The sequence below is a fragment of the Cupriavidus sp. SK-4 genome (assembly GCF_000611125.1).
GTDB lineage: Bacteria > Pseudomonadota > Gammaproteobacteria > Burkholderiales > Burkholderiaceae > Cupriavidus > Cupriavidus necator.
Genome location: NZ_JFJW01000061.1, coordinates 21,192 through 46,353, shown reverse-complemented (window position 1 = coordinate 46,353; position 25,162 = coordinate 21,192). Strand labels below are relative to the sequence as shown.

The window sequence follows — 25,162 nt, the reverse complement described above, 5'->3', positions numbered from 1 at the left end:
GGGGGGGGGGGAAACGAGCGGGACCGTAAAATTGCTTGAAAAGCAGGCCGGAATGTGCCTAAAGTATCTGTAGTGCGCATTACGCCGCACATGACACCGCAATCCAAAGTGGTTATGATGCGCGCTACAGTCGAGTCAAGTCGTGTCAACCTCGTCGGCTTCCGTTCGGTATCTACGAGAACTCAACGTGCTTGAACGGTTGTTTGCGTTGTGTACAAGAACTTGCTTCGAAAAGGAAATTCCTATGGCAACCGGTACGGTCAAGTGGTTCAACGAGACCAAGGGCTTTGGCTTCATTACCCCGGACGACGGTGGTGCAGACCTGTTCGCGCACTTCTCGGAAATCCAGGGCTCGGGCTTCAAGACCCTGAAGGATGGGCAGCGCGTGACGTTTGAAGTCAAGCAAGGCCCGAAGGGCCTGCAGGCTTCGGCAATCAAGCCGGCCTGACCAGCCTCGGCTGACCCCGCCCGTTGCGGATCCGTCCGCGGCGGGCAATCAAAAAAGGCAAGCGTTCAACGCTTGCCTTTTTTGCATTCAGGGGCCGGACATGATATCCGTCTCCTGCTGCTGCGCGCCTGGCCTGCTGCTGTCCCGAAAGCGCATGCAACGGCGTGCGCGGGTTTCCCGGGCCGGAAGCCAGTAGATCAGCCCAGCTTGCGCACGCTGGTCCGTGAGGGCTGCAGGATCAACGCCTTGGACGAATCCGCATCGACCTTGGCACCGGGGTACACCACCAGCACATCCTTCAGGGCCTTGCGGAACAGCGCGCGGAACTTGCGCTCGCTTTCAGTCTCGGTGCCGAACTGCATCTGAAGCGCTTCCCACGGGATTTCCGTGCGGCGCTGGATCGTAAAGAAGCGATAGGTCAGCCACGAATACACGTCCAGCGCGAACGGCGACTGCTTGAGCGCCTTCAGCGCGCGCATGTCGACCGGTACGGGGCGGTTGACCAGCTCGTTGAAGAACGGTTCGGACAGCACCACGAAGCTTTCGAACATGGACCCCTGGCCAGGCTGCATCGGGTCCCACCAGGTCGACAGCTGGTCTGCCAGCAGGTAGCCCACCCGGTCGATCGACAGCGGCTCGTGGTTGGGGTTCTGGTTCTGGCTCGGCGTCGACTTGTTCTGCACGATGGCGATGGTCGCCGAGAACAGGCGGATCATCTGCTGGCGTACCAGGGTCATAGTGCCGCGCTTGCCGCCGGTGGCCATCGGAATGCCGAGGTTGTACATGAACTCGGACAACGAATTGCCCAGCGAAATGCGCCGGTCCTCTACCGTGCCGGTGAATTCGCCGCGCTTTTTCTTCGCCATGATCTCCTTGCCGATCCAGGCCAGCATCAGCCGCGGATAGGAGCCATAGGGGTAGCCGAGCGAGACAGTCTCTGACACCAGCTTCTGGCGGCCGTTGGCGGCACGCTCGGAGCGCTGCTGCGTGAAGTAGCCAGGCTGGATCATCAGCGAGATATTGCCGCTGGTGCGGGTCCATACCGGCGGCGCGCCCTTGGGCGCGCGGTAGGGCAGCGTCACCTGGACGCTGGCGCGGCTCAGGAAGCCGACTTCCCCGCTTTGCCAGGCGTCTTCACGCTCCATGGCCTGCGCTTCGTCGAACAGACGCTGGAATTTCTCGGACGGAACCAGGTTGTTCTCGTTGCCGGGAACAATGATGCGGGAGGGTTCGGCGTCCAGGTCGAGGACGTTTCGATCCCCCGTGGTGGCCGGGGAGCGTTTGATGGGCATATTTGCGTGCTTCGGATTACCCGCCTTTGTACTCGAAGCCGCAAAGGTTGTCACGCAGAAACAGGTACGCAGAGCCTATGCCTTGCTCGCCCTGTTTTTTGCCAGCCGGGGATCTCACGACTGGTCGCATGGTGGCGGACGGTGGGCAATCCGCCAGGGTTGTCCACGGTTCGCCAGCCATCCACTACCAGTAAACGATACCGATACGGGTTAACTACTTGTAAACCGTATACGTGAAGTTCAGCGCCTTGATTCGTAAGGGAAAAACCAACCCCGCCGAACCCGATTCTGCGGGCAAGCGTACCCGATTCTGCGAAGGGCCGAACCCGTATCTGCGGCAAGCCGAACCTGTATCTGCGGGTGGGGCGAACTGGTTTCTGCGGGGATAACTTGTGGGTTCCACAGCCTTTTCCACAGCGGCCACCCCGCAAACCGTACCCGTTTCTGCGAGCGAGCGCCGCGTATACACGGTTTACGAGCGTTCCAGCGCCTCATTAGCGCAGAAAGCACCACCAGGCCCGGTTATCCCCGCAGAAACTGGTTCACTTGCCGGACCGCTGGCAGGCGCTTTGCACGCCAGGCGTACCCGTTTCTGCGCTCCGAAGCCTGAAACCGTACCCGTTTCTGCGCCGGCCTGAAAAGCCGCTGTCATGCTGCCGCAGCGTACCCATTTCTGCGGCGTACCCATTTCTGCGGGCCAACCCGGGAGCCTGGTGGAACTCGAAGCGTACCCGTTTCTGCGCTCCTGCTGCCGGGCTCTTCCGGGTCACGCGTACCCGTTTCTGCGCAGATTTATGGGGCTGTTCTGATGGAACTTTCACCAAGTTTCTATTGTACATGAGCCTTACATAAAAAGCTAGCGCTTACACTCAACGTATACGTGACAAACTCGCCGCGCTACACGCCGTACCTGTTTCTGCGAGGACACACCATGGATGCCGCGGCTCGGTCGGGTGGCCACCCGCCTCGCATGTCGTCGGCGTACCCGTTTCTGCGTGGTGTTGGGTTGTACGCCTGTGCCCGTCGGCGTACCTATTTCTGCGTGAGGTGCCGGCAGCCCCAGGGCTTCAGATGGCTATTGCGTTGCAACATCCGCCGTACCCGTTTCTGCGCCGTCGGCCCGGCCCGGTTTTGTGGATATGTAGGAGGAACGCGGGCCGGAGAACCGCTGCCATCGGCCGGATCGAATTCGAAAAAAAATCTGGTGCGTACCCGTTTCTGCGTGCCAGAAGGCGCCTGGAAAGACCACAGCGGTCGCAGGGCGTACCTGTTTCTGCATGCGCGCTGCGCAGCGCGAGCTGGCCCGAGAGGCAGACCGTACCCATTTCTGCGCCGCCCACGGGCTGCGCCGGACCTCGTGCGGTGCAGCAGGGCGTACCCGATTCTGCGTGGAGCGAAAGGCAGGGTGGTGAGCAGGATGGCGTGCCGCGCAAGGCCAGGCGTGCTGGCTGTCGGCGCTAGGGCCAGGCGGAGGCTAGAGCGGAGTGCCTGGCCGTTTGCATGACCGGGCAGGCGGGGAGCAGGGCGGGGGCCGGGCTGTGATGAAGGTGGCGCAGCTAGCACCGCCAGTCGCGCTCTCCGCGCCCGAAAACAAAAAACCCCGCCATCGGGCGGGGTTCTACGCTGTTCGGCGCGCACGGGGCGCGCCGGCAGTCAACGCTTACAGCGGGGTGATGTTCGCGGCCTGCAGGCCCTTCGGGCCATTCTTGACTTCGAACTGCACGCGCTGGTTTTCCTGCAGCGACTTGAAGCCGTCGGCGCGGATTTCCGAGAAATGGGCGAAGAGGTCGTCACCACCCGCGTCCGGCTTGATGAAGCCGAAGCCCTTGGCGTCGTTGAACCACTTGACGATACCGGTTTGCATGATTTGCTTTCCAGAAAAAGGACAAAAAACATCGCATGACGAAAACGTCATCCGACACGGGGAACTCAAGGAAAGGACACCATGGACAACCGAAGTACCAGACGGTGGCTAACGAATGAACTGTTGCCTCGTCGCTTGAATCTAGGCGGCTTTATACGGGGGATTGCCGCAAGCGTCAAGCCGGGGGCGCCCCGGAGTACCCCGTGGCGGCGCTGGCTTCAGCGGTTCGCGCTGTGGGATCATCACGCCTTTTGCATATCGCTTATTCGCCTGTGCGTGGCGAAGCGGGGCCGACCTGCACCAGAGTACGCCTGCCGCCCAGCGGGGCGTTGCAGGATGCTTCGGGCCGAAGCCAGCCACCTGCGGCCGCGCCGTTGTTGTCGCCGCGCACACGAAAACGATATCAGGAGACCAGTCATGTCGATGCCGGAACCCGCTTCCAAGCCGGGCACGTCAACCGCCAACCCGCCGCACGGCCAGCCTCAGGCCGCGCCTTCGCTGATCGAGCGCCTGTTCAGGCTGCGCGAACACCAGACCGATTTGCGCACCGAGATCCTCGCCGGCGTCACCACCTTCCTGACGATGGCGTACATCATCTTCGTCAACCCGTCGATCCTGGGCGATGCGGGCATGCCGAAAGACGCGGTGTTCGTCGCCACCTGCCTGGCCGCGGCGATCGGCACGCTGATCATGGGCTTCTACGCGAACTACCCGATTGCGATGGCGCCGGGCATGGGCCTGAACGCGTACTTTGCCTATACGGTGGTGAAGGGCATGGGCTTTGCGTGGGAGGCGGCACTCGGCGCGGTCTTTATTTCCGGCTGCCTGTTCTTGCTGGTGACGCTGTTCCGCGTGCGCGAGATGATCGTCAATGGCATTCCGCATTCGATCCGGGTGGCGATCACCGCGGGCATCGGCCTGTTCCTGGCGATTGTCGCGCTGAAGAACGCCGGCATCGTCACCGCCAGCCCGGCCACGCTGGTGACCATCGGCGACCTGCACCAGGCTTCGGCGGTGCTGGCGATCATCGGCTTCTTCGTGATCGTGGCACTGGACCACCTGCGGGTGAAGGGCGCGATCCTGATCGGCATCCTGCTCACCACGCTGCTGAGCTTTGCGTTTGCCGGCAATACCTTCCACGGCGTGTTCTCCGCGCCGCCGTCGCTCAGCCCGACGCTGTTCAAGCTCGATATCTCCGCCGCGCTGTCGATCGGCATCATCAACGTGGTGCTGGTGTTCTTCCTGGTGGAACTGTTCGACGCCACCGGCACGCTGATGGGCGTGGCCAACCGCGCGGGCCTGCTCAAGGCCGGGAAAATGGACCGGCTGAACAAGGCGCTGATGTCCGACAGCACCGCGATCATGGCGGGCTCGTTCCTCGGTACGTCTTCCACCACGGCGTATATCGAAAGCGCATCCGGCGTGCAGGCGGGCGGGCGCACCGGACTGACGGCGGTGACGGTGGCCGTGCTGTTCCTTGCAGCGTTGTTCATCGCGCCGCTGGCCGGCACGGTGCCGGCCTATGCCACCGCGCCGGCGTTGCTGTATGTGTCCTGCCTGATGTTGCGCGAGCTGCTGGAGATCGACTGGAATGACGTCACCGAAGTCGTGCCCGCGGTGATGACCGCGCTTGGCATGCCGTTCACGTACTCGGTCGCCAACGGCGTTGCGTTCGGCTTTATCAGCTACGCGGCGCTCAAGCTGCTGACCGGCCGCGCACGCAGCGTGCCCGTGATGGTGTGGATCATCGCGGCGGTGTTCATCTTCAAGTTCTACTACCTGCCAGGGCATTGAGCGCGCCAGCCGGCATGGGATGGAAAAAGGGCGGCCAGGGCCGCCCTTTTTCCATGGTGCGCTGCTGTCATGATATTGACATCGTGATGCCGGGCGGGTGCCGTAGCGCCGTCCGACACCCGCCAGCCGTACCCGTTTCTGCGTGCCGCGCGAGCGGGTCCACCGGCCGGGCGTACCTGTTTCTGCGTGACAGTCCGCCACGCCCTCGCGGCATGCGGCACGGCTTGCCATTCCCGCGCAACGGTGCTGCCATCACCCGTTCGGGGGTGTCAAAGCGTACCCGTTTCTGCGTAGCATGCATGCAGACATCGGCCGCTGGGAATGTGCCGGTCGCGGGCCGGCGGCCAGTGTGCGCGCGGCCTCATACCAAAGTATGAGATTGGCTGTAAGTCACCCACTCGGGGCTGGACAAAGTGCCCCAAATGCACTGAACTATAGACGTGGCAAAGAGGGGCGCGGCAAGGCGCCCCTTCTTGACTCCGGTGCATGCGGCAGGATGCCGGAGCCAACCGAGAGCGCTTGAGCGCCGTTCGCCAGTCGGGGGACATTTCGGTCCAGACCGTCAACAAGGCGGCATAGCCACCATCCGGGAGCGTGCGGGAAACACGCGCGCCACGCAGACAAAAAACTAGTTCAAAGACTGACAAGTGGTAACCGCAGACGTGTAGTGCCGGGGGATGTTGTTCAACGGGGATTATCATGACCGCAGGAGAGATCCGGCGACCCGCTATCGGGCCTGTCAGGGAGGCTAATAACCGCTCCATCCGAGCCATCCATCATGCCTGGGCTGCCGTGGGGGAAGCCGCAGGCGAAGCACCCAGCAAGCGGACCGTCCATGAGGGCGCGACGGCCGACGTGGCCGCCCTGCTTGCCGACGACAGCGAACTCAGCGACAGCGCACGCGCGGCCGTGGCCAACCTGCTGCGCCGCCATCGCCTGCTCGAGGGCGAGCTGACACGCCAGCGCACGCTGCTGCAGGAATGGATCCTGAGCCAGCTGACCTACAAGACGCTCTACTACCAATACTCCGGCCAGTCGCCGCAGGCGCCGCGCCTGGAGTTGATGCGTGAAAAGGAGACTGTGCGGCGGCGTATCCGCGCCCAGCTCCAGGCAGGTGCGGACGATCTTGCCGTGCCCGATGAGCAACTCCGCAGTCTGTCCAGCTCGTGATACCGACGTCGCGCGCGGGTGCGTGCCCGCAGCCAGTTCAGCCCCACCGTTCGCCGCGGCCGCAGGCCGCGACGGCGGACACGGGTGCCCGAACCAAGAACAAGCCTAACGTCCGGGAGATCGTGATGGACCGACTGTGCAAGGCGTCACGCACTGCACAGATCGTGGTCGTGTCGCGTCATGAAGATTTTGGTTTTGACCCGTCCGGCACAGCCACGGGATGGGAAATCCGCCGGGTCCAGCAGATTCGCGACCTTGAACGCGTGGTGCGGGCCTGCCCGCCCATGGCAGGCGTGATCGACCTGCAGTCCGACTACAGCGATGCCGAGTTCGCGCAACTCGAACAGGCACTGCAGTACCTGCACATTACATGGGTGGCCATCACCTCCGATGAAATGCTGGCGCAGGAGCGCGTGCGCCGGCTGATCCGCGACTACTGCGTCGACTACGTGCGCATGCCGTTCTCGATGCCGGAGCTGCTCTACACGCTCAAGCATGCGCAGGGCATGGCGTCGCTGCACGGCGCGCGCCCGCAGGAGACCGCCTCGCGCGGCACCATGATCGGCGAGTGCGCGGCCATGCGGGCGATGTTCCGCTCGCTGGCCAAGGTGGCGCACAACGAGGCACCGGTGTTCATTTCCGGCGAGTCCGGCACCGGCAAGGAACTTGCCGCGCAGGCGATCCACGACGCCTCGAGCCGGCGCAAGGGACCGTTCATCGCCATCAACTGCGGTGCGATTCCCTCGCACCTGGTGCAGTCCGAGCTGTTCGGGTATGAGAAGGGCGCGTTCACCGGCGCCAACCAGCGCAAGATCGGCTGGATCGAGCAGGCGCAGGGCGGCACGCTGTTCCTGGACGAGATCGGCGACCTGCCGCTGGAAAGCCAGGTGGCGCTGCTGCGTTTCCTGCAGCAGGGCATGATCACCCGCCTGGGCGGGCACCAGTCGATCCCGCTGAACCTGCGCATCATCTCGGCCACGCACGTGGATCTGGTGGCGGCACAGGCAGACGGGCGCTTCCGCTCCGACCTGTTCCACCGGCTGTGCGTGCTGACGCTGACCATACCGGCGCTGCGCGAGCGCGGCGAGGACATCCTGCAGCTGGCCAACGCGGTGCTGACCGAGCACGGGCACGAGGCGCACCGGCGCATTCGTGGGTTCTCGGCCTGCGCAACGCAGGCAATGATGCAGTACGCGTGGCCGGGCAACGTGCGCGAACTGATCAACCGCGTGCGCCGCGCCATCGTGATGACCGACAACCGCAAGATCACCGCCGAAGACCTGCAGCTGCATGGCGGGGCGGAGCTGCCGCGCAAGACCCTCGATGCGATCCGCGAAGAGGCCGAGCGCGAGGCCATCCGCACCGTGATGGCCAGCCACGGCTTTCACGTGGTGCCGGCCGCGCGCGAACTCAATGTGTCGCGCGTGACGCTGTACCGGCTCATGCACAAGCACAACATCCGCGTGGAGAGCCAGGCGACGGCGGGCGAGTAAGCGGTAAGCCGGCGCAGGTTGCCGGAGGCCGGGCGCAATCCCAGGCGCCGCAGGAAAGGGGAACAGGCGACGTCCGCTCGCCGGTTCCGCCTTTCCTCGTGCCCGTCGGCACGTCAGCGCACCACCGCAAGGGGCTGCCTGGCCCCGGACCCGCCGCTGGCCGCCGCATCCATCGGCTCGACGGCAAGGTTCATGCTGAGCTTGCCGCGCGGATGGCGCGGCGGCCCGTTCTCGTCATGCTGGCGCCACGGCACGATCGCGCCGCGCTCCGGCTTGTCGCGCGCTTGCCGCCCTGGCGTTGGCGTGGCGGCACCGGACGGCGTGTCCGGGGATAGCTGCAGTTCCCCCCAGGCCCAGCCAAAACCGCGCACGTATACATCATTGCTGACTGCAGCGTGGCTGTTGGCGCTGGCCGTTTCGGGGCGGTCGAACCAGGCGTAGCTTGCCGCCGTGGCGCTGGTTGTGAACACCGCCAGCACCGTGGCGGCAAGCATTCCGGCTGTCATGGTGGGTGCCTCCCTGTGGAAAAAACGGTGCCCGCCGGGGGACGGAGCACCAAATCCGCGCGGGCACGCTGGCTCGCGTACCCGCCATCATTCTGTTTGCGGCGCCTGCCTGCCGCGAATTCCTGCGTTGCCGATGCTGCCTGCGGTCACGCGCGCCGCTTGCCCGCGTGGCGCCGGAAGGCAGCCCTTGCAACTCCCTGCCTTGCCGTCGCTGCGCAGCCAGCGCCTTGTGCGGCTGGCGTGGCGGGCGGCGTGCGCTCACGCGGATGGGGCAGCAGTGGCGACGACAGCAGGTCCACCACCGACGGCGGCGGACCCGCGAGCCGGTAGGAGCGCCGGCGCGCCGTCATGCGTGATGGCGGATGACGCATGTCTGGGTTTTCTCCTGCATGCAATGGCTGGTTCCGTGGGCACGGACGCATGTGCCCCTGTCCAGGCTGAGCGACAAGTGTGCCAAGGGCCGCAAAGGCTTATGCCACGCGGGTTTGCGGCGGGCGGTGCGAGCGCGGGCAGGCCCCGGGGCGCAGTCGCAGACCAATCGGTTTCGCCGCTGCAACGCGCCATGCGCGCGGCGGCGCGCGTGATGGCCGCGCTGGTGCGGCGCAGGGAGCCCATGGCGTACGCGGGGTGCGGGATAACGCGCTGCGCCACGCCCGCAGGCGCGCTCTTGCAACGCGTTGCACGCCTGAAACCGGCGTTGCAGCAGACGCGGCCCGGCAACACCTGCGCCGGCAGCCGATCGGTCACGCAGAAACGGGTACGCCCCGGTCAGTGCCTGCAGTGCCGTCAGCGTGGTTGCCCCGATGCCGGCGCGCCTGGTGTGTCGGCGGGATTGAGCGTGGCGGGCGCGCCCGGGGTGGCGCTGGCCGCCGTGCCGGAAATGGGCTTGGGGCCCGGCTGGCTGCGTTCGCAGCCGGCGCAGCCCAGCATCCCGATGATCAGTAGCACGGCCGCTGGGCGCGTGCGGAGGTTGCAGGTCACGGTGCCTCCTTGCGCCGGCGCGCGGGCACGGGTTGCGCCGGCAGGTGTGCCTGGTCCTACTGTAGCAGGTTGCCTCCCTGCGCCGGCTTGGGGCAGCGCGCAATGCGCAGTATGATGAACGCACGGGCCTTCGCCGCGCAGACCGCGCCGCGAAGGCATGCGCAACGCACACGCGATCCGCCTGGCGCATCGCGCCAGCACCAGGCCGTGACCGACAACACCGAACACCCGTCCAATTCCGCCGGCAGCGCGGCGCCACAGCCCCGCCGGCATCGCCCGCACTGGCTGCCGGACCGCCATACCGGCGCACGCACCCTGCGCGTGGTCGCCGCCGCCATCAACTCCTGGTTCGCGCATCGGGCGGCCAGCAAAGGGGCGGCGCTCTCCTTCTACATGCTGTTCTCGCTGGCGCCCATCCTGGTGCTGGTGATCTCGATTGCCGGCCTGTTTTTCGGCGCCGAGGCGGCGCGAGGCGAGATTTTCTCGCAGCTTGAAGGCCTGGTGGGCGAGCAGGGCGCCACGGCCATCCAGGAAATCCTGGCGGCCACGCACCGCGCTGGCGGCAGCGGCATGGCGGCACTGGTGGCGATGGGCATCCTGTTCGTGGGCGCCACCAGCGCCTTTGCCGAGCTCAAGAGCAGCCTGGACGACATCTGGCATGTGCCGGTGCCCGCGACCGCGGGCTGGCAGCAACTGCTGCGCACGCGCCTGCTGTCGTTCAGCCTGGTGCTGGTGCTGGCCTTCATGCTGCTGGTGTCGCTGATCGTCAATGCGGCGCTGGCCGTGGTGGAGCGCCTCTGGGGCCAGTTGTGGACGCAGTCGTGGTTCGCGCCGGTGGCCGATGTGATTTCCACCGTCTTTTCCTTTGCCGTGGTGACGGCGCTGTTCGCGGTGATCTTCAAGATGCTGCCCAACGCGCGCATTGCCTGGCGCGACGTCACCATGGGCGCGGTCATCACCGCCTTGCTGTTCTCGATCGGCAAGCGGCTGATCGGCCTGTACCTGGGCAACAGCGCCGTGGCCTCGTCGTACGGGGCCGCGGGCTCGGTGGTGGCGCTGATGCTATGGGTGTATTACTCGGCACAGATCTTCTTTTTCGGCGCGGAGCTGACGCGCCAGTACGCGCTGCAGTTCGGCAGCCTGCGCGGCAAGCCGGCGGAGAAGCTGGCTGAATAACTTGCCGAACCAGGGCGCCACAAACCCGGAGCGGTGCCCAAAACCGGTAAAATAGCGCCCCACTCCCTTCGCGTGCCCGCAGAGCCCGGCCCCGCCATCGCCTGCGGGCGCTGCCGGCCCTGGCCCGGCCGCCCGCCGGGCCATCCAATATTTCCCAGTCAAACTCCGCTGCCGTGAGCTCGCTCGTTTCTGAAATTGCGCGTCGACGCACCTTTGCCATCATCTCCCACCCCGATGCGGGCAAGACCACCCTGACCGAAAAGCTGCTGTGGTTCGGCGGCGCCATCCAGGTCGCGGGCGAAGTGCGCGCGCGCAAGGCCGACCGCCACGCCACCTCGGACTGGATGGAGCTGGAAAAGCAGCGCGGCATCTCGGTGACGTCGTCGGTCATGCAGTTCCCCTACCGCCGGGAGACCGCCGATGGCAAGGCGCAGGAGAACATCGTCAACCTGCTCGACACCCCGGGCCACGAGGACTTCTCTGAAGACACCTACCGCACGCTGACCGCGGTGGACTCCGCCGTGATGGTGATCGACTCGGTCAACGGCGTGGAAGCGCAGACCATCAAGCTGCTCAACGTCTGCCGCCTGCGCGACACGCCCATCCTCACCTTCATCAACAAGCTCGACCGCGAAGGCCGTTCGCCGATCGAGCTGCTCGACGAGATCGAGGAGGTGCTGCAGATCCAGTGCGCGCCGATGACCTGGCCGATCGGCATGGGCAAGGCCTTCCGCGGCGTGTACCACCTGATCGACGACAAGGTGCAGCTGTTCGATCCGCACGGCGAGAAGGGCACGGCCGCGATCCTGGACGGGCTGGACAACCCGGAGCTGGACCGCATCCTGGGCAGCCAGGCCGAAGAGCTGCGCATCGAGATCGAGCTGGTGCGCGGTGCCTCGCACACCTTCGACAAGGACGCGTTCCTCAACGGCAAGCAGACCCCGGTCTACTTTGGTTCGGCCATCAACAACTTCGGCGTGCAGTCGCTGCTGGATGCGCTGTGCGAGCTGTCGCCGCCGCCGCTGGCGCGCAATACGGATTCGCGCGTGGTCGAGCCGCAGGAGCCCAAGTTCACCGGCTTCGTCTTCAAGATCCAGGCCAATATGGACCCGCGCCACCGCGACCGCATCGCCTTCGTGCGCGTGTGCTCGGGCCGCTTCGAGCGCGGCATGAAGCTACTGCACGTGTCCGCCGGCAAGACCGTGGCGATCAACAACGCCATCACCTTCATGGCGCAGGACCGCAACACCACCGAAGAGGCTTATGCCGGCGACATCATCGGCGTGCCCAACCACGGAACCATCCGCCTGGGCGATGTCTTCACCGAGGGCGAGCCGCTCAAGTTCACCGGCATCCCGTCGTTCGCGCCGGAGTTCTTCCGCCGCGCGCGCCTGAACAACCCGCTCAAGGTCAAGCAGCTGCAGAAGGGTTTGCAGCAGTTGGCGGAGGAGGGCGCCACGCAGATGTTCCGCCCGCTCGCCTCTAACGACCTGGTGCTGGGCGCGGTCGGTATCCTGCAGTTCGATGTGGTCGCGCACCGGCTCGAGCATGAGTACGGCGTCGATGCCATTTTCGAATCGCATGAATGCGCGACCGCGCGCTGGCTCAAGGGCGCGCCCGCGGAGATCGAGAAGCTGATCGCCAAGGCAGGGCATAACGTGGCGCTGGATGGCGCGGGCGACCATGTCTATCTGGCGCCGAGCATGGTGAACCTGCGGCTGACGCAGGAGCGGTTCCCGGAGCTGCAGTTCATGGAGACGCGCGAGATCGTTTAACGATCCCATCGCTGAAAATGCAAAACGGCTCGCCATGGCGAGCCGTTTTGCATTTCTGAGGGGCGGTGGCGCCAAATAGCGCCTCAATACGCCAGCGACGCCTGGATATAGACCGTCCGCGGCATCCCCACATACTTGCCCGCATTGTTGTCCGTCGAGCGCGTGAAATAGCGCTTGTCGAACACGTTCTTCACCCCAACCGCCACCTTCAGATTCTGCGCCGACTTGCCGAAGTCATAGCCCAGCCGCATGTTCAGCAGCGCATAACCCGGGATATCGCCCAGCGCACCGTTTGCGCTTTCCGCCGTCTGGTAGTTGGTCGACGTGCTCGGATCGCCCGGCGAATGCTGCTTCGACTGCGCAAAGCCATCGACATTGAGCGCCCAGCGGTTGCGCGCATAGCGCATGCCCACGGTGGCGACGTGGCGCGAATAGAACGGCAGGTCGCGCCCGGCGAAGTTGCCCTGGTTGTAGGTGGCTTCGGTGAAGGTGTAGGTCGCGTACGCCGACAAGCCGGCCAGCGACTTGTCGAGCGCGCCGAAGTCATAGCGCAGCGACGATTCCACGCCGCGGTGGGTGGTGGCGCCGAGGTTGGTCCACGCATCCGGCGCGCCGCCGGTGCCGCCGCGCAGCTGCAGCTCGTCGTCGAAGTCGATATTGAACAGCGTCAGCTCGCCGCCCCAGCCGTTGGCGTTGAAGTGCGTGCCGACCTCATACGTCTTGGCCTTCTCGGGCGTCAGGCCGTTGGTGGTCTGCGCGATCTGGAAGTACTGCAGCGGGCCGAACGAGACGCCGGCGTTGGCGAACAACTTCCACTGGTCGCTGACGTGATACATCACCGCCAGCGACGGCAGCGGCTCGTTGGACGAGACGTCGTTACGCGCGCCGGTGAAGTTGTCGGTCACGTACGACCGGATGAACTCGTAGCGCAGGCCCGGCGTGATGGTCCAGCTGCCGACGTTGATGGTGTCGTCGATATAGACCGCATTGGCGGTGGTGCCACCCGTGCGCGACTGGTACACCGGCGACCGCAGCGTGGTCGGATCGATGGTGCCCGGGGTGTAGAACACCGTGCGCGATGCCTTTTCGTCGCTGGCTTCGCGCAGGAAGCGGTAGCCGACGCTGACCTCGTGGCTCATGCTCTCGCCGCGGAACAGCTGCGAGTAGCGCGGCTCGATCGCGAACGTGTGGTAGTTGCGCGGGGCCGCGGTCAGGCGGCGCAGGTTGGCCTGCGCGCCGGTGCCTTGCTGCTCGATATTGCTGCCGCGGAAGCTGTCGGTGTAGTACGTCAGCACCTCGAACTTGCGGTTGTTGTCGTTGTGGCTGTACTTCAGGCTGAAGTCGCTGCGGCGGCCGTCGAAATTGTCGTAGGGCCGCACCGACTGGAACGGGTCGGCCGCATACTGGGCCGAAGTCAGGCCGCCGGGCATGCCGGCCCTGCCCTCGTAGTAGTGGAAGGCCGCGCTCAGTTCATCGGTCTTCGAGATCCGGTACGCGCCCTTGAGCATCAAGTCGTCAATGTTGACGTGGTCGTTGCTCTCGCGATAGCCGTTGCCATGGATGCCCGAGTACAGCAGCGCGCCGCCCAGGCCGTTGTCGTTGGTGCCGCCGATGAATGCGGTCGGGTTGGTCTTGGCGCTGCCGCCATGGCTGTAGATGTCGGTCGATACCGATGCATCGGCCGCAAACAGCTTCGGGATCGGGCGCGTCACGAAGTTGATGATGCCGCCAACATTCTGCGGGCCGTAGCGCACCGAGCCGGCGCCGCGCACCACGTCGATGGTTTCCAGGTTGCCCAGCGACAGCGGCGCCATCGACAGCTGCGGCTGGCCGTAGGGCGCCACTGCCAGCGGCACGCCGTCCATCAGGATGGTCGAGCGCGGCGACAGGCGCGAGGTCAGCCCGCGCACGCCCACGTTGAGCGAGACATCGCTGCCGCCTGTGCCGTTGTTCTCCTGCACCTGCACGCCGGGGATGCGGCGCAGCACCTCGCGCACATTGTTGGCGCCGGCTTCCTGGAAGGTCTCGCGGTCGACGATGGTACGCGCGCCGGGGTGCTCCAGCACCTTGGCCTCGTTGGCGTTCTCCAGCCAGTTGCCGACCACGGTGACGGTGTTCAGCGTGGCTTCGGGGTTGGCGGCAGGCGCGGAGGCAGGTGTTGCAGCAGGTGCGGGATCAGCGGCGTGGGCCGGCAGGGCGGCAAGCTGGGCGAACAGCAGGGCGGCGCCGATGGCACACCCGGAAAGGCGGAAAGCGGGCTGCAAGATGAAATTCCTGAAAAGCAGCGCGTTCCGCAAGCCAAGGGGAGGGACGTCGTGGGCGGCCGCGCCAATGGGCCGCGATTATAAATGCGAGTGATTCTCAGAAGCGAAACGGCGAGCACCCGACGCCCGGGATTGTGGTTTCTGTGCATCAATGTGCAGACATTAGGACACCAAAAAGAGGTGAATTGCCGACATTATTCTCGGCGAGTGTGCGCGTGTGGGCATCTGTATGCAGGTATTCAGCAGGCGCTTTAGAATCTTGCCTTTGTGCACTGCAAAGGGCTGTCGTGGCGTCTTCAACGGCACGGCGGCGCTGTGCGGTGCGCAGCCATCTCCGCCTCCCCTCCCGAATCCATGTCTTCCCCTGCCACCATCCGGGCCGCCGCGCCGGACAGCGTCTTCGGCGACGCCGTTTTCCGCCGTTACTGGTTCGCACGCCTGTGCACCACGATTGGCTACCAGATCTTTACGGTGGCGGTCGGCTGGCAGATGTATGACCTGACGCGCGACCCGCTGATGCTCGGCATGGTCGGGCTGGTGCAGTTCCTGCCGTCGGTGGTGCTGATCCTGATGTCGGGGCACGTGGCCGACCGCTTCGACCGGCGCCGCATCGTGCGCACCTGCCAGGCGATCGAGGCGCTGCTGGCTGCCGGCATGGCCGTGGCCAGCCTGAGCGGCTGGATCGGCAGCCATCACATCTTTGTCTTCGTCGCGCTGATCGGCGCCACGCGCGCGTTTGAGACCCCCACGCTGCAGGCGCTGCTGCCCAGCGTGGTGACGCCGCGCCAGCTGCCGCGCGCGGTGGCGCTGGCCAGCTCCGCCGGGCAGGCCGCCATCATCATCGGCCCGGCCATAGGCGGCTTTGCCTACGTGGCCGGGCCGGGCGTGGTCTACGGGCTGAGTGCCACGCTCTTTGCCATAGCCGCCGTGCTGGTCAGCGGCATCACGCTGCGCCAGGCCGCGCAGCGCCTGACCGCGCCGGTCAGTGTGCGCACGGTGTTTGCCGGGTTTGCCTATATCCGCAGCCGCCCGGTGCTGCTGGGCGCGATTTCGCTGGACCTGTTCGCGGTGCTGCTGGGCGGCGCCGTGGCGCTGCTGCCGATCTACGCGCGCGACATCCTGCACACCGGGCCGTGGGGCCTGGGGCTGTTGCGTTCGTCGCCGGCAGTCGGCGCGCTGGTGATGGCGCTGTGGCTGGCGCGCCATCCGCTGAACCGGCGCGCCGGGCGCATCATGTTCGGCGCGGTGGCGCTGTTCGGGGTGGCTACCGTGGTGTTCGGCGTATCGACCTGGCTGCCGTTGTCGATGGTGGCGCTGGTGGTGCTGGGGGCCTCGGACATGATCAGCGTGGTGGTGCGCTCCACGCTGGTCCAGCTCGACACCCCGGACGATATGCGCGGGCGCGTGGGCGCCGTCAATTCGGTGTTTATCGGCGCCTCGAACCAGCTGGGCGAGTTCGAGTCCGGCGTCACCGCGGCATTGCTGGGCCCGGTGGGCGCGGTGGTCCTGGGCGGCGTCGGCACGCTGCTGGCGGTGGCGCTGTGGATGCGGCTCTTTCCTGCGCTGGCCTCGCGCGACCGGCTGCACGATCATCCGGCTTGACCCATTGCCGGGGCAGGGCAGGGAGCGTACCCATTTCTGCGTCCCAGCCGATGCCCGGACGGCGGTATCGCCGACCCTCATTCGCCAACTTTCGTCGCTGAAAGTTGTGCCGCACAGCTGGCCCGCCGCACCAGGCTTGGCCTGGCTGCCCCTGGCTCCTCCCTCGCTCGGATTTTTCTGATCCGCCGCCAGCCTTGATTGCACAAGGGCTGGCGCGCCGGCACGCAACCGCATGCCGCAATCGCCGGAAACCAAATCCCGCCAGGCTTGTCACCTTCACAGTATTGTCATGCCGGCATTGTCGGTGATCGTCTGACATCACGCTTGCAACGTACGGCAATTTGTCAAGCGGTAAGTTTTCCGTCAGCCGCCTGGGTGCGGCCTGGCGCCCCGCTGCCGCACGCAGAAACGGGTACGCAGCACCGCCTGTCTCCTCCATAACAACCGCAAACGGAGCCGCTCCCATGGACCTGAACTTCATCGATGCCAACAAGCTGGAGGCGGGCTGGACCTACCTGGTCCAGTTCGCCATCAACCAGGGCATGAACTGCCTGGCAGCCATCCTGATCCTGATGGCCGGCTGGTGGTTGTCGGCCCGCGTGGGCCGCGCGGCCCGGCGCGCGCTCAGCGGCACGCACGTGGACGAGACCATGCGCCCGCTGCTGGCCAACGCGCTGCAATGGATGGTGCGCGTGCTGACCATCGTGCTGGTGCTGTCGCAGTTCGGGGTGCAGACCGCCAGCATCATCGCCATGCTGGGTGCGGCGGGCCTGGCCATCGGGCTGGCGCTGCAGGGCACGCTGCAGAATATTGCCGCCGGCATCATGCTGGTGCTGCTGCGGCCGTTCCGCGTCGGCCAGTACATCGATGCGCAGGGGGTGGCCGGCACCGTGCGCGAGACCGGCCTCTTCATGACCGAGCTGACCACCTTCGACGGGGTATGCCTGCGCGTGCCCAACGGCAAGCTGTGGGGCAGCGCCATCACCAACTACAGCGAGAACGCCACGCGGCGCGCGGACATCGAGGCCACGGTGACCTTCGACAGCGATGTGCAGCGCAGCCTGGAAGCGCTGCGCGCGATGCTCGCGCGCGAGCATCGCCTGCTGGCTGACCCCAAGCCCGAGACCATGGTGGTCAACTACACGCAGCAGGGCATCACGCTGAACGTGCGCTACTGGACCTCGAATGACGACTACTGGAACGTGCGTTTCGCGTTCTACGAGCGCATCAAGCACGCGCTGGAACAGGCCGGCAGCAAGCTGGCGGTGCCGATCCAGGAACTGCACGTGCCGGGCGCCGCTTCGGTGCCGGGTGCGGTGAAGGTGGCCGACAGCGCGCCAGCGGCGGGCGCGCCGCACCCGACCGGCGCGGCGCGGCGCCAGCCGGTGCAGCACCTGGGCTAGCGCTGCAGATTGCTTTCGTCGCCCTCGTCCGAAAACAGCGTGCAGGCACCGCTTTCCGCAGTGCTGACATGGCGGCGGAAGGTGGCGAACAGGTCGCGGCCCACGCCGTGGCGATTGGCGCTCAGGTCCGGGCGGGCAGGCGCGCGCGCCTGCCATTCGTCATCCGGCACCAGCACCTCGAGCACGCCCGCGGGTGCATCCACGCGCATCATGTCGCCGCTGCGCACGCGCCCGATCGCGCCTCCGTGCAGCGCCTCGGGGCAGACATGGATAGCTGCCGGCACCTTGCCCGATGCGCCCGACATGCGCCCGTCAGTCACCAGCGCCACATGGAAGCCGCGGTCCTGCAGCACCGTCAGCGTGGGCGTGAGCTTGTGCAGCTCGGGCATGCCGCACGAGGCCGGGCCCTGCCACGGCAGCACCGCGACAAAGTCGCGCTCCAGCTCGCCGCGCTTGAATGCGTGCAGCACATCGTCCTGACGCTCGAACACGATCGCCGGTGCCTCCACCACCTGGTGCTCGGCCTTGACCGCCGAGGTCTTGATCACCGCGCGGCCCAGCTTGCCGTCCAGCACCTTGATGCCGCCGTCCGGGGCAAAGGGCGCGTCGGCGCCACGCACGATGCTGTCATCGAGCGGCGCGGCCGGGCCGTCGATCCAGGTCAGCTTGCCGTCGCGCAGCACGGGTTCGCGCGTGTAATCCTGCAGCCCGCGGCCGACGATGGTGGTCACGTCGTCATGCACCAGGCCCAGCGACAGCAGCCCGCGGATCACCACGGGCAGTCCGCCGGCGGCCTGGAACTGGTTCACGTCGGCCTTGCCGTTCGGGTACACGCGCGCCAGCAGCGGCACCACGGCCGAGAGCTCGTCAAAGTCGTCCCAGCCCAGCACGATGCCGGCCACGCGCGCCATCGCGATCAGGTGCAGCGTGTGGTTGGTGGAGCCGCCGGTAGCCAGCAGCCCGACGATGCCGTTGACGAAGGCGCGCTCGTCCAGCACCTCGGCCACCGGCGTATAGCGCTCGCCGCCGTGCACCAGCTTCAGCGCCTGGCGCGCGGCCTCGCGCGTGAGCGCCTCGCGCAGCGGTGTGTTGGGGTTGACGAAGGCGGTGCCCGGCAGGTGCAGGCCCATCATTTCCATCAGCATCTGGTTGGAATTGGCGGTGCCGTAGAAGGTGCAGGTGCCGGGGCCGTGGTAGGAGCTGGTCTCGGCCTCCAGCAGTTCCTTGCGGCCGATCTTGCCTTCGGCGTAGAGCTGGCGCGTGTGCGCCTTCTCATCGTTGCTGATGCCGGTGGTCATCGGCCCGCCCGGCACGAACACGGCCGGCAGGTGGCCGAACGACAGCGCGCCCATCACCAGCCCGGGCACGATCTTGTCGCACACGCCCAGGTACAGCGCGGCATCGAACATCTGGTGCGACAGCGCCACCGCTGTAGCCAGCGCAATCACATCGCGCGAGAACAGCGACAGGTCCATGCCGTCCTGGCCCTGCGTGACGCCGTCGCACATCGCGGGCGTGCCGCCGGCAAACTGCGCGGTGCCGCCGGCCTCGAGCGCCGCTTCCTTGAGCCACTGGGGGAAAGCTGCCAGCGGCTGGTGCGCCGACAGCATGTCGTTGTAGGCCGAGACGATCGCCAGGTTGGGTCGCTCGTCGGCCTTCAGCCGGATCTTCGCGGCGTCAGGCATGGCGGCCACCGCATGGGCCAGGTTGGTACAGGAAAGCTGCGCGCGTTCGACCTTCTGCCCGGCCATGGCGCGGGTGCGGTCAAGGTACGCCTGGCGCGAGGCGGCGCTGCGGGAGACGATGCGGGCGGTGACCCGCTCGAGCACTGGATGACGTGGCATGGGGTTCTCCTGCGGGGGAGCTTTCAGCCTAGCGCACTTTGCCGCGTACCGCACGGTGCACTGACCGGTGCACGCAGAAACGGGTACGCTTTGGGCCCGGGCCATGCATTTGCCGCGGCATGTGCCGCGGCCTGCGCCTCGCCAAGCGGGGGCGAGTCACGTAAACTTGCCAGCATGCAAACCCGCCCATGGCGGGTCCTCAACCGCACAAGGAGTCCCTGGGTGAGCATGCCTGATTTCGACATGGTGCTGTTCGGCGGCACCGGCGACCTGGCGCGGCGCAAGCTGCTGCCTTCCCTGTTCGATGCGCACCACGCGGGCCTGCTGCATCCGGCCGCGCGCATCCTCGCCACCGGCAGCCAGCCGCTGTCGACCGCGGACTACCTCGCCTCGCTGGAGCAGACCGTGCGCCCCGGGCTGGCCCATGCGCCGCCTGAGTCATGGGACAAGTTCTGCGCGCGCATTGTCTACGTGCATGCCGACGCACGCGTGCCCGCGCATTTCGATGCGCTCGCGGAGCAGGTGCTGGCACGCAAGCCTGAAGTGGTGGTGTGCTATCTCGCCACCGCGCCGCACCTGTTCGTGTCGATCTGCGAGCAGCTGGCACGCACCGGCCTGAACACGCGCCAGGGGCCCAACGTGCGCATCGTGCTGGAAAAACCGCTGGGGCATGACCTCGAATCCAACGAGGCAATCAACTCGGCAGTGGCGAAGTTCTTCGCCGAAGAGCAGATCTACCGCATCGATCATTACCTCGGCAAGGAGTCGGTGCAGAACCTGATGGCGATCCGCTTCGGCAACGCGCTGTTCGAGCCGCTGTGGCGGCGCGAGTGGGTGCAGGACGTGCAGATCACCATCGCCGAAGAGCTGGGCGTGGAAACGCGCGGCGACTTCTACGACCGCACCGGCGCGCTGCGCGACATGGTGCAGAACCACTTGCTGCAGCTCTTGTGCATGGTGGCGATGGAGCCGCCGGCCAGCCTCAGCGAAGATGCCATCCGCGACGAGAAGATCAAGATCCTGAAGGCGCTCAAACCGATCACGCCGCAGGACGTGGCCGAGAAGACCGTGCGCGGCCAGTACCGCTCCGGTGCCATCGGCGGNTCCCGCTCCGGTGCCATCGGCGGCAAGCCGGTGCCGGGCTACCTGGAAGAAGCGGGCATCGCGCCCGACAGCCGCACCGAGACCTTCGTCGCGATCAAGGCCGAGATCGCCAACTGGCGCTGGGAAGGCGTGCCATTCTACCTGCGCACCGGCAAGCGCATGCAGTCCCGCGTGGCCGAGATCGTGATCCATTTCCGCGACGTGCCGCACGCGATCTTCCCGCGGCCGCTGACGCTGTCGCCGCAGAACCGGCTGGTGATCCAGCTGCAGCCGGAAGAAAGCATCCGCCTGTACTGCCTGGTCAAGCAGCCTGGCGACACGCTGGAGCTGACGCCGACCTCGCTCGACCTGGACTTTGCCAACTCGTTCAAGGTGCGCCGCGCCGGCGCCTACGAACGGCTGCTGCTCGACGTGATCCGCGGCCGGCTGGGCCTGTTCGTGCGCCGCGATGAACAAGTGCAGGCCTGGCGCTGGGTCGAACCCATCATCGACACCTGGGAGGCCAGCACCGTGCCGCCCAAGCCCTATACCGCCGGCACCTGGGGGCCGGCCGCGTCGTCGGCGCTGATGTCGCGCGACGGCGGGCTGTGGCACGAGGAAGCCTGAGCCATGCGCCCGCAGAATCGCAAAGGAAACCATCATGCGCCAGTTTGAACATCCTACCCCGATGGACCAGGCCGAGGCGCTGGCTATCTCGATCGGCAATGCACTGGAGCTGGCCATCCGCGTCAAGGGCTGGGCGGTGCTGGCGGTCTCGGGAGGACGCTCGCCCGTGGCGATGTTCGAGCGGCTGCGCCACCGGCACGTGCGCTGGGAAGCGGTGACCATCACGCTGGTCGACGAGCGCGTGGTGCCGCCCGACCACGCGGACAGCAATGCCGCCCTGGTGCGCGCGCACCTGCTGCGCGAGGCCGCTGCCAGCGCCGCCTTCGTGCCGCTGATTGCCGATGCGCAGGACGTCGCCGCACCCGCACAGGCGGTGGCGCGCGCCAACAGCGCCTATCGCCAGCCCGACGTGGTGGTGCTCGGCATGGGCGAGGACGGCCATACCGCCTCGCTGTTCCCGGATGCGCCCGAACTGCAGGGCGCGCTGAGCGAGCCGCAGCCCGGCTACGTGATCACGCACCCGTCAGTCGCGCCCCATGCCCGCATCACGCTCAACCTGGCGGCGCTGCTGGCCGCCGAGCGCGTGTTCCTGTCAGTATCCGGCGCAGCCAAGGCCGAGGTGCTCGAGCGCGCGTTGCAGGGACCTGCGCCGTCGTTGCCGGTCAGCCTGGTGCTGTCACGGCACCGGCACGGGCTTGACGTGTTCAAGACCTGACAGACTGATTCCCAAGCGGAGCGATACCCGACGCCATGGCCACCACTGCATCCTCCTGCGCTGACTTCCCCCGCCTGCTCGGCGATGTGGGCGGCACCAACGTGCGCTTTGCACTGGAAACCGCACCAATGCGGATCGGCCCGGTGACCGCGCTGAAGGTGGCCGATTTCCCGTCGCTCGAAGCGGCCCTGCGCCAATACCTCGACGGACTTGCCGCGTCGGGCAAGCCCGTGCCGCGCCACGCGGCGATCGGCCTGGCCAACCCGGTGACCGGCGACCAGGTCCGGCTGACCAACCACAACTGGTCGTTCTCGATCGACGGCATGCGGCGCGCGCTCGGGCTGCAGACCCTGGTGGCCATCAACGACTTTACCGCGCTGGCGCTGGCCTTGCCGCACCTGCCTGCCGACGGGCTGGTGCCCGTGCGCACCGGCACCGCGGTGCGCACCGCGCCGCTTGCGCTGGTCGGTCCCGGAACCGGGCTGGGCGTTTCCGGCCTGGTGCCGGCGCCGGGCGGGCCAGCCGTGGCGCTGGCCGGCGAAGGCGGCCATATCGAGCTGATGCCCGACACTGACGACGAATGGGTCGCCTGGCGCGCCGCCCATCGCAACGTCGGCCGGGTGTCGGCGGAGCGGCTCCTGTGCGGCAACGGCCTGTCGCATATCCATGCCGCGCTGGCCGCAGAAACGGGTACGCTTTTGCTTGCGCCCCTGCTGCCGGAGCAAGTCACCACCGGCGCCTTCGAGCGCCACGACCCGCTGTGCCAGCGCGCCATGGCGGTGTTCTTCGGCCTGCTCGGCTCGGTTGCGGCCGACATCGCCCTGGTGCTGGGCGCACGTGGCGGGGTCTACCTGGGCGGCGGCATCGTGCCGCGCTTCGTGCCGGCGCTGCAGGCCTCGGCCTTTGCCGAGCGCTTTGTCGCCAAGGGCCGCATGCGCGGCTGGCTGGAGGCCGTGCCGGTCCATGTGATCACCGCCAGCCACCCCGCGCTGCCGGGACTGGCGCGCGCACTGGCCGAGCAGCTCGACGGCTGCGGCGGGAACGCATAACCATGCGCGTGCTGCTGGTGGAAGACGACGCCATGATCGGCGACAGCGTCAAGCTGGCGCTGCGCCAGGAAGGCTTTACCGTCGACTGGGTGCGCGACGGCGACGCGGGCCTGGCCGCGGCCAGCACCGCGCAGCATGGCCAGGCTTGCTATGACCTGATCCTGCTCGACCTCGGCCTGCCGCGGCGCCCGGGCCTCGACGTGCTGCGCAGCTTGCGCGCGCGCGGCGTGCCGACGCCGGTGCTGATCCTGACCGCGCGCGATGCCGTCGCGGACCGTGTCGCGGGGCTCAATGCCGGCGCCGATGATTACCTGGTCAAGCCCTTTGACCTGCAGGAACTGGCGGCGCGCATGCATGCGCTGGCGCGCCGCGCCGCCGGCCGGGCGGAACCGCTGGTCAGCTACGGCGACATCGTGCTCAACCCCACGACCCGCGAGGCCACCCACCGCGGCGAGTCGGTGCGGCTGTCGGCGCGCGAGTTCGCGCTGCTGTCCGCGTTGATGGCGCGGCCCGGCAAGGTCTGGTCGGTGCCGCAATTGCAGGAGCGGCTGTACGGCTGGGACGACGAGGTCGGCAGCAATACCGTCGAGGTCTATATCCACGCGCTGCGCAAGAAGTTCGGCGCGGCGCTGATCCGCAATATCCGCGGCGTGGGCTATGTGGTGCCGCGCCTCGATGGGGATGCAGCATCCGCGGGCGAAGGAGACACCCCCTGATGCGCTCCATCCAGCGAACCCTGCTGTGGTGGCTGGCCGCGGGCCTGCTTGCCGGCATCGCCGTCGCCACGGCGCTGATCTACGGGCAGGCACGGCAGGAAGCCAACGCGCTGTTCGACTACCAGATGAAGCAGATGGCCGCGGCATTGCCCAGCCAGTTCGCCGACCCGGTGGCGCCGCCTTTTCTGGGCTCGCCCGGCGACCTGACGCATGCCGACGAGGATGTGGTCATCCACATCTGGGACGGCTCCGGCCGCAGCCTGTACCTGTCGCATTCGCACCCGGCGCTGCCCGCGCGCGCGGAGCTGGGCTTTTCCAACGTGACCACGCAGCAGGGCGAATGGCGCCTGTACAGCATGCAGCTTGGGCCCACCGTGGTGCAGATCGCGCAGCCGATGAGCGCCCGGCGCACGCTGGCCGCGCGCATGGCGCTGCGCACCGTGGCGCCGCTGCTGTTGCTGCTGCCGTTGCTGGGCTGGCTGGTGTGGATGGCAGTGGGGCGCGGCCTGCGCCCGCTGCGCGAAATCGCCACCGAGGTGCGCGCGCGCGACGCCAACACACTGGCGCCGCTTGCCGTGCGCCAGATGCCGGACGAGATCGCTCCGCTGAGCGCAGCGCTGAACCAGCTGCTGGCGCGGCTCTCGCACGCCATCGACACCCAGCGCGCCTTCGTCGCCGACGCCGCGCACGCCCTGCGCACACCGCTGGCCGCGCTGCAGCTGCAGGCACAGCTGGTGGAGCGCGCCGACAACGGCGCAGCGCGTGACGAAGCCATCGGCAAGCTGCGCCAGGGGCTGGAGCGGCTGACCCACCTGGTCACCCAGCTGCTAACGCTGGCACGGCAGGAACCGGGCGCAGCCATGCCCCGGCACGAACCGGTGGAGCTGCACCAACTGGCCGCAAGCGTGGTCGCGGACATGGCGCAGGCCGCGCTGGATCGCAATATCGACCTTGGGCTGGACGGCAGCAAGGACATATCGCCGGCGGTAGTGCGTGGTGATGTGGATGCGTTGCGCATCCTGCTGACCAACCTGCTGGATAACGCGCTGGCTTATATCCCTGCCGGAAGCCGTATCGATGTGCTGGTGGTTCGCAGCGCCGATGGGCGAGCGGTTGAACTGGTGGTCAGCGACAACGGGCCGGGGATCCCCGCTGAAGAGCGCGCGCGCGTGTTTGACCGGTTCTATAGGGTGGCCGATGCGCCGACCGGCGGCAGCGGGCTGGGGCTGGCTATCGTGGCGGAGATTGCCCAGTCGCATGGGGCGCGGGTGGTGCTGGAGGATGCGGGGCCGGGGTTGCGGATTAGGGTGGTGTTTGGGGCGGCGTAGACCTTGAGCTGCTGGTTGGGCCGTTGTCGCTC

At 66.9% G+C, this 25,162-nt stretch carries 20 protein-coding genes; 13 read left to right on the top strand and 7 right to left on the bottom strand.

The window, feature by feature from the left end:
- Positions 1–244 precede the first annotated feature (244 nt).
- Positions 245–448 carry a cold-shock protein gene (locus tag CF68_RS12560; RefSeq protein ID WP_006159056.1) on the top strand — a complete coding sequence of 68 codons (204 nt, stop codon included), beginning with the start codon at positions 245–247 and terminating at the stop codon, positions 446–448.
- Positions 449–645: 197 nt separating this feature from the next.
- Here CF68_RS12560 and CF68_RS12555 read toward each other — a convergent pair whose 3' ends face one another.
- Together CF68_RS12555 and CF68_RS12550 are read right to left on the bottom strand one after the other, a co-directional pair.
- Entirely contained in the window at positions 646–1,740 is a 1,095-nt protein-coding gene (locus CF68_RS12555) for a replication protein RepA (RefSeq protein ID WP_035819159.1), read from the bottom strand.
- 1,660 nt (positions 1,741–3,400) lie between these two features.
- Positions 3,401–3,604 carry a cold-shock protein gene (locus CF68_RS12550; RefSeq protein WP_010811149.1) on the bottom strand — a complete coding sequence of 68 codons (204 nt, stop codon included), beginning with the start codon at positions 3,602–3,604 and terminating at the stop codon, positions 3,401–3,403.
- A 417-nt stretch (positions 3,605–4,021) separates the two neighbouring features.
- On the opposite strand from CF68_RS12550, the gene CF68_RS12545 reads away from it, so the two are divergent.
- The 3 genes from CF68_RS12545 (at position 4,022) to CF68_RS12535 (ending at position 8,061) form a co-directional block, all read left to right on the top strand.
- The gene (locus CF68_RS12545) at positions 4,022–5,398 is read left to right on the top strand and encodes an NCS2 family permease (protein WP_035819157.1); all 1,377 of its coding nucleotides are present in this window, start codon (positions 4,022–4,024) and stop codon (positions 5,396–5,398) included.
- A 699-nt stretch (positions 5,399–6,097) separates the two neighbouring features.
- Positions 6,098–6,568 (top strand): hypothetical protein, encoded by a 471-nt coding sequence (locus tag CF68_RS12540; protein WP_035819155.1) that lies wholly within the window; start codon positions 6,098–6,100, stop codon positions 6,566–6,568.
- 125 nt (positions 6,569–6,693) lie between these two features.
- Positions 6,694–8,061, top strand: a complete 1,368-nt coding sequence (locus tag CF68_RS12535; RefSeq protein ID WP_035819153.1) for a sigma-54 dependent transcriptional regulator — start codon at positions 6,694–6,696, stop codon at positions 8,059–8,061.
- 113 nt (positions 8,062–8,174) lie between these two features.
- Here the strand turns inward: CF68_RS12535 and CF68_RS12530 are convergent, their stop codons facing one another.
- The 3 genes from CF68_RS12530 to CF68_RS12525 form a co-directional block, all read right to left on the bottom strand.
- The gene (locus tag CF68_RS12530; RefSeq protein WP_035819151.1) at positions 8,175–8,567 is read right to left on the bottom strand and encodes a hypothetical protein; all 393 of its coding nucleotides are present in this window, start codon (positions 8,565–8,567) and stop codon (positions 8,175–8,177) included.
- Positions 8,568–8,713: 146 nt separating this feature from the next.
- Complete coding sequence (locus CF68_RS36205; protein WP_235205754.1) at positions 8,714–8,938, bottom strand: hypothetical protein; 225 nt, start codon at positions 8,936–8,938, stop codon at positions 8,714–8,716.
- A 415-nt stretch (positions 8,939–9,353) separates the two neighbouring features.
- Positions 9,354–9,548, bottom strand: coding sequence for a hypothetical protein (locus CF68_RS12525; RefSeq protein ID WP_235205753.1), 195 nt, complete (start codon positions 9,546–9,548; stop codon positions 9,354–9,356).
- A gap of 102 nt (positions 9,549–9,650) precedes the next feature.
- Here CF68_RS12525 and CF68_RS12520 point away from each other — a divergent pair, with 102 nt between their 5' ends.
- Together CF68_RS12520 and CF68_RS12515 are read left to right on the top strand one after the other, a co-directional pair.
- Positions 9,651–10,724, top strand: coding sequence for a YihY/virulence factor BrkB family protein (locus tag CF68_RS12520; protein ID WP_035819148.1), 1,074 nt, complete (start codon positions 9,651–9,653; stop codon positions 10,722–10,724).
- A 173-nt stretch (positions 10,725–10,897) separates the two neighbouring features.
- Positions 10,898–12,499 carry a peptide chain release factor 3 gene (locus tag CF68_RS12515; RefSeq protein WP_035819145.1) on the top strand — a complete coding sequence of 534 codons (1,602 nt, stop codon included), beginning with the start codon at positions 10,898–10,900 and terminating at the stop codon, positions 12,497–12,499.
- Between the two features lie 83 nt (positions 12,500–12,582).
- On the opposite strand, the gene CF68_RS12510 is transcribed toward CF68_RS12515, so the two are convergent.
- Positions 12,583–14,763, bottom strand: a complete 2,181-nt coding sequence (locus CF68_RS12510) for a TonB-dependent siderophore receptor (RefSeq protein ID WP_035819142.1) — start codon at positions 14,761–14,763, stop codon at positions 12,583–12,585.
- Between the two features lie 354 nt (positions 14,764–15,117).
- Between CF68_RS12510 and CF68_RS12505 the strand changes: the two genes are divergently transcribed.
- Together CF68_RS12505 and CF68_RS12500 are read left to right on the top strand one after the other, a co-directional pair.
- A complete protein-coding gene (locus CF68_RS12505; RefSeq protein ID WP_035819139.1) occupies positions 15,118–16,365 on the top strand; it encodes an MFS transporter in 1,248 nt (415 codons plus the stop codon).
- A gap of 464 nt (positions 16,366–16,829) precedes the next feature.
- On the top strand, positions 16,830–17,768 hold the full coding sequence (locus CF68_RS12500) for a mechanosensitive ion channel family protein (RefSeq protein WP_035819136.1): 939 nt from the start codon (positions 16,830–16,832) through the stop codon (positions 17,766–17,768).
- Here CF68_RS12500 and edd read toward each other — a convergent pair.
- The gene (gene edd / locus CF68_RS12495; protein WP_035819133.1) at positions 17,765–19,612 is read right to left on the bottom strand and encodes a phosphogluconate dehydratase; all 1,848 of its coding nucleotides are present in this window, start codon (positions 19,610–19,612) and stop codon (positions 17,765–17,767) included. The genes CF68_RS12500 and edd overlap by 4 nt on opposite strands.
- A 228-nt stretch (positions 19,613–19,840) precedes the next feature.
- On the opposite strand from edd, the gene zwf reads away from it, so the two are divergent.
- From zwf to CF68_RS12470, 5 genes are read left to right on the top strand one after another with little or no spacing between them, the layout of a single operon-like run.
- A complete protein-coding gene (zwf, locus tag CF68_RS12490) occupies positions 19,841–21,322 on the top strand; it encodes a glucose-6-phosphate dehydrogenase (protein ID WP_035819130.1) in 1,482 nt (493 codons plus the stop codon).
- 34 nt (positions 21,323–21,356) lie between these two features.
- Entirely contained in the window at positions 21,357–22,037 is a 681-nt protein-coding gene (gene pgl / locus CF68_RS12485) for a 6-phosphogluconolactonase (protein ID WP_035819126.1), read from the top strand.
- Positions 22,038–22,072: 35 nt separating this feature from the next.
- Positions 22,073–23,086, top strand: coding sequence for a glucokinase (glk, locus tag CF68_RS12480; RefSeq protein ID WP_035819125.1), 1,014 nt, complete (start codon positions 22,073–22,075; stop codon positions 23,084–23,086).
- A 2-nt stretch (positions 23,087–23,088) separates the two neighbouring features.
- Positions 23,089–23,802, top strand: coding sequence for a response regulator transcription factor (locus CF68_RS12475; protein WP_035819123.1), 714 nt, complete (start codon positions 23,089–23,091; stop codon positions 23,800–23,802).
- A complete protein-coding gene (locus CF68_RS12470) occupies positions 23,802–25,130 on the top strand; it encodes a HAMP domain-containing sensor histidine kinase (protein WP_035819121.1) in 1,329 nt (442 codons plus the stop codon). The genes CF68_RS12475 and CF68_RS12470 overlap by 1 nt, the downstream gene beginning before the upstream one ends.
- The last annotated feature ends 32 nt before the right edge of the window (positions 25,131–25,162 follow it).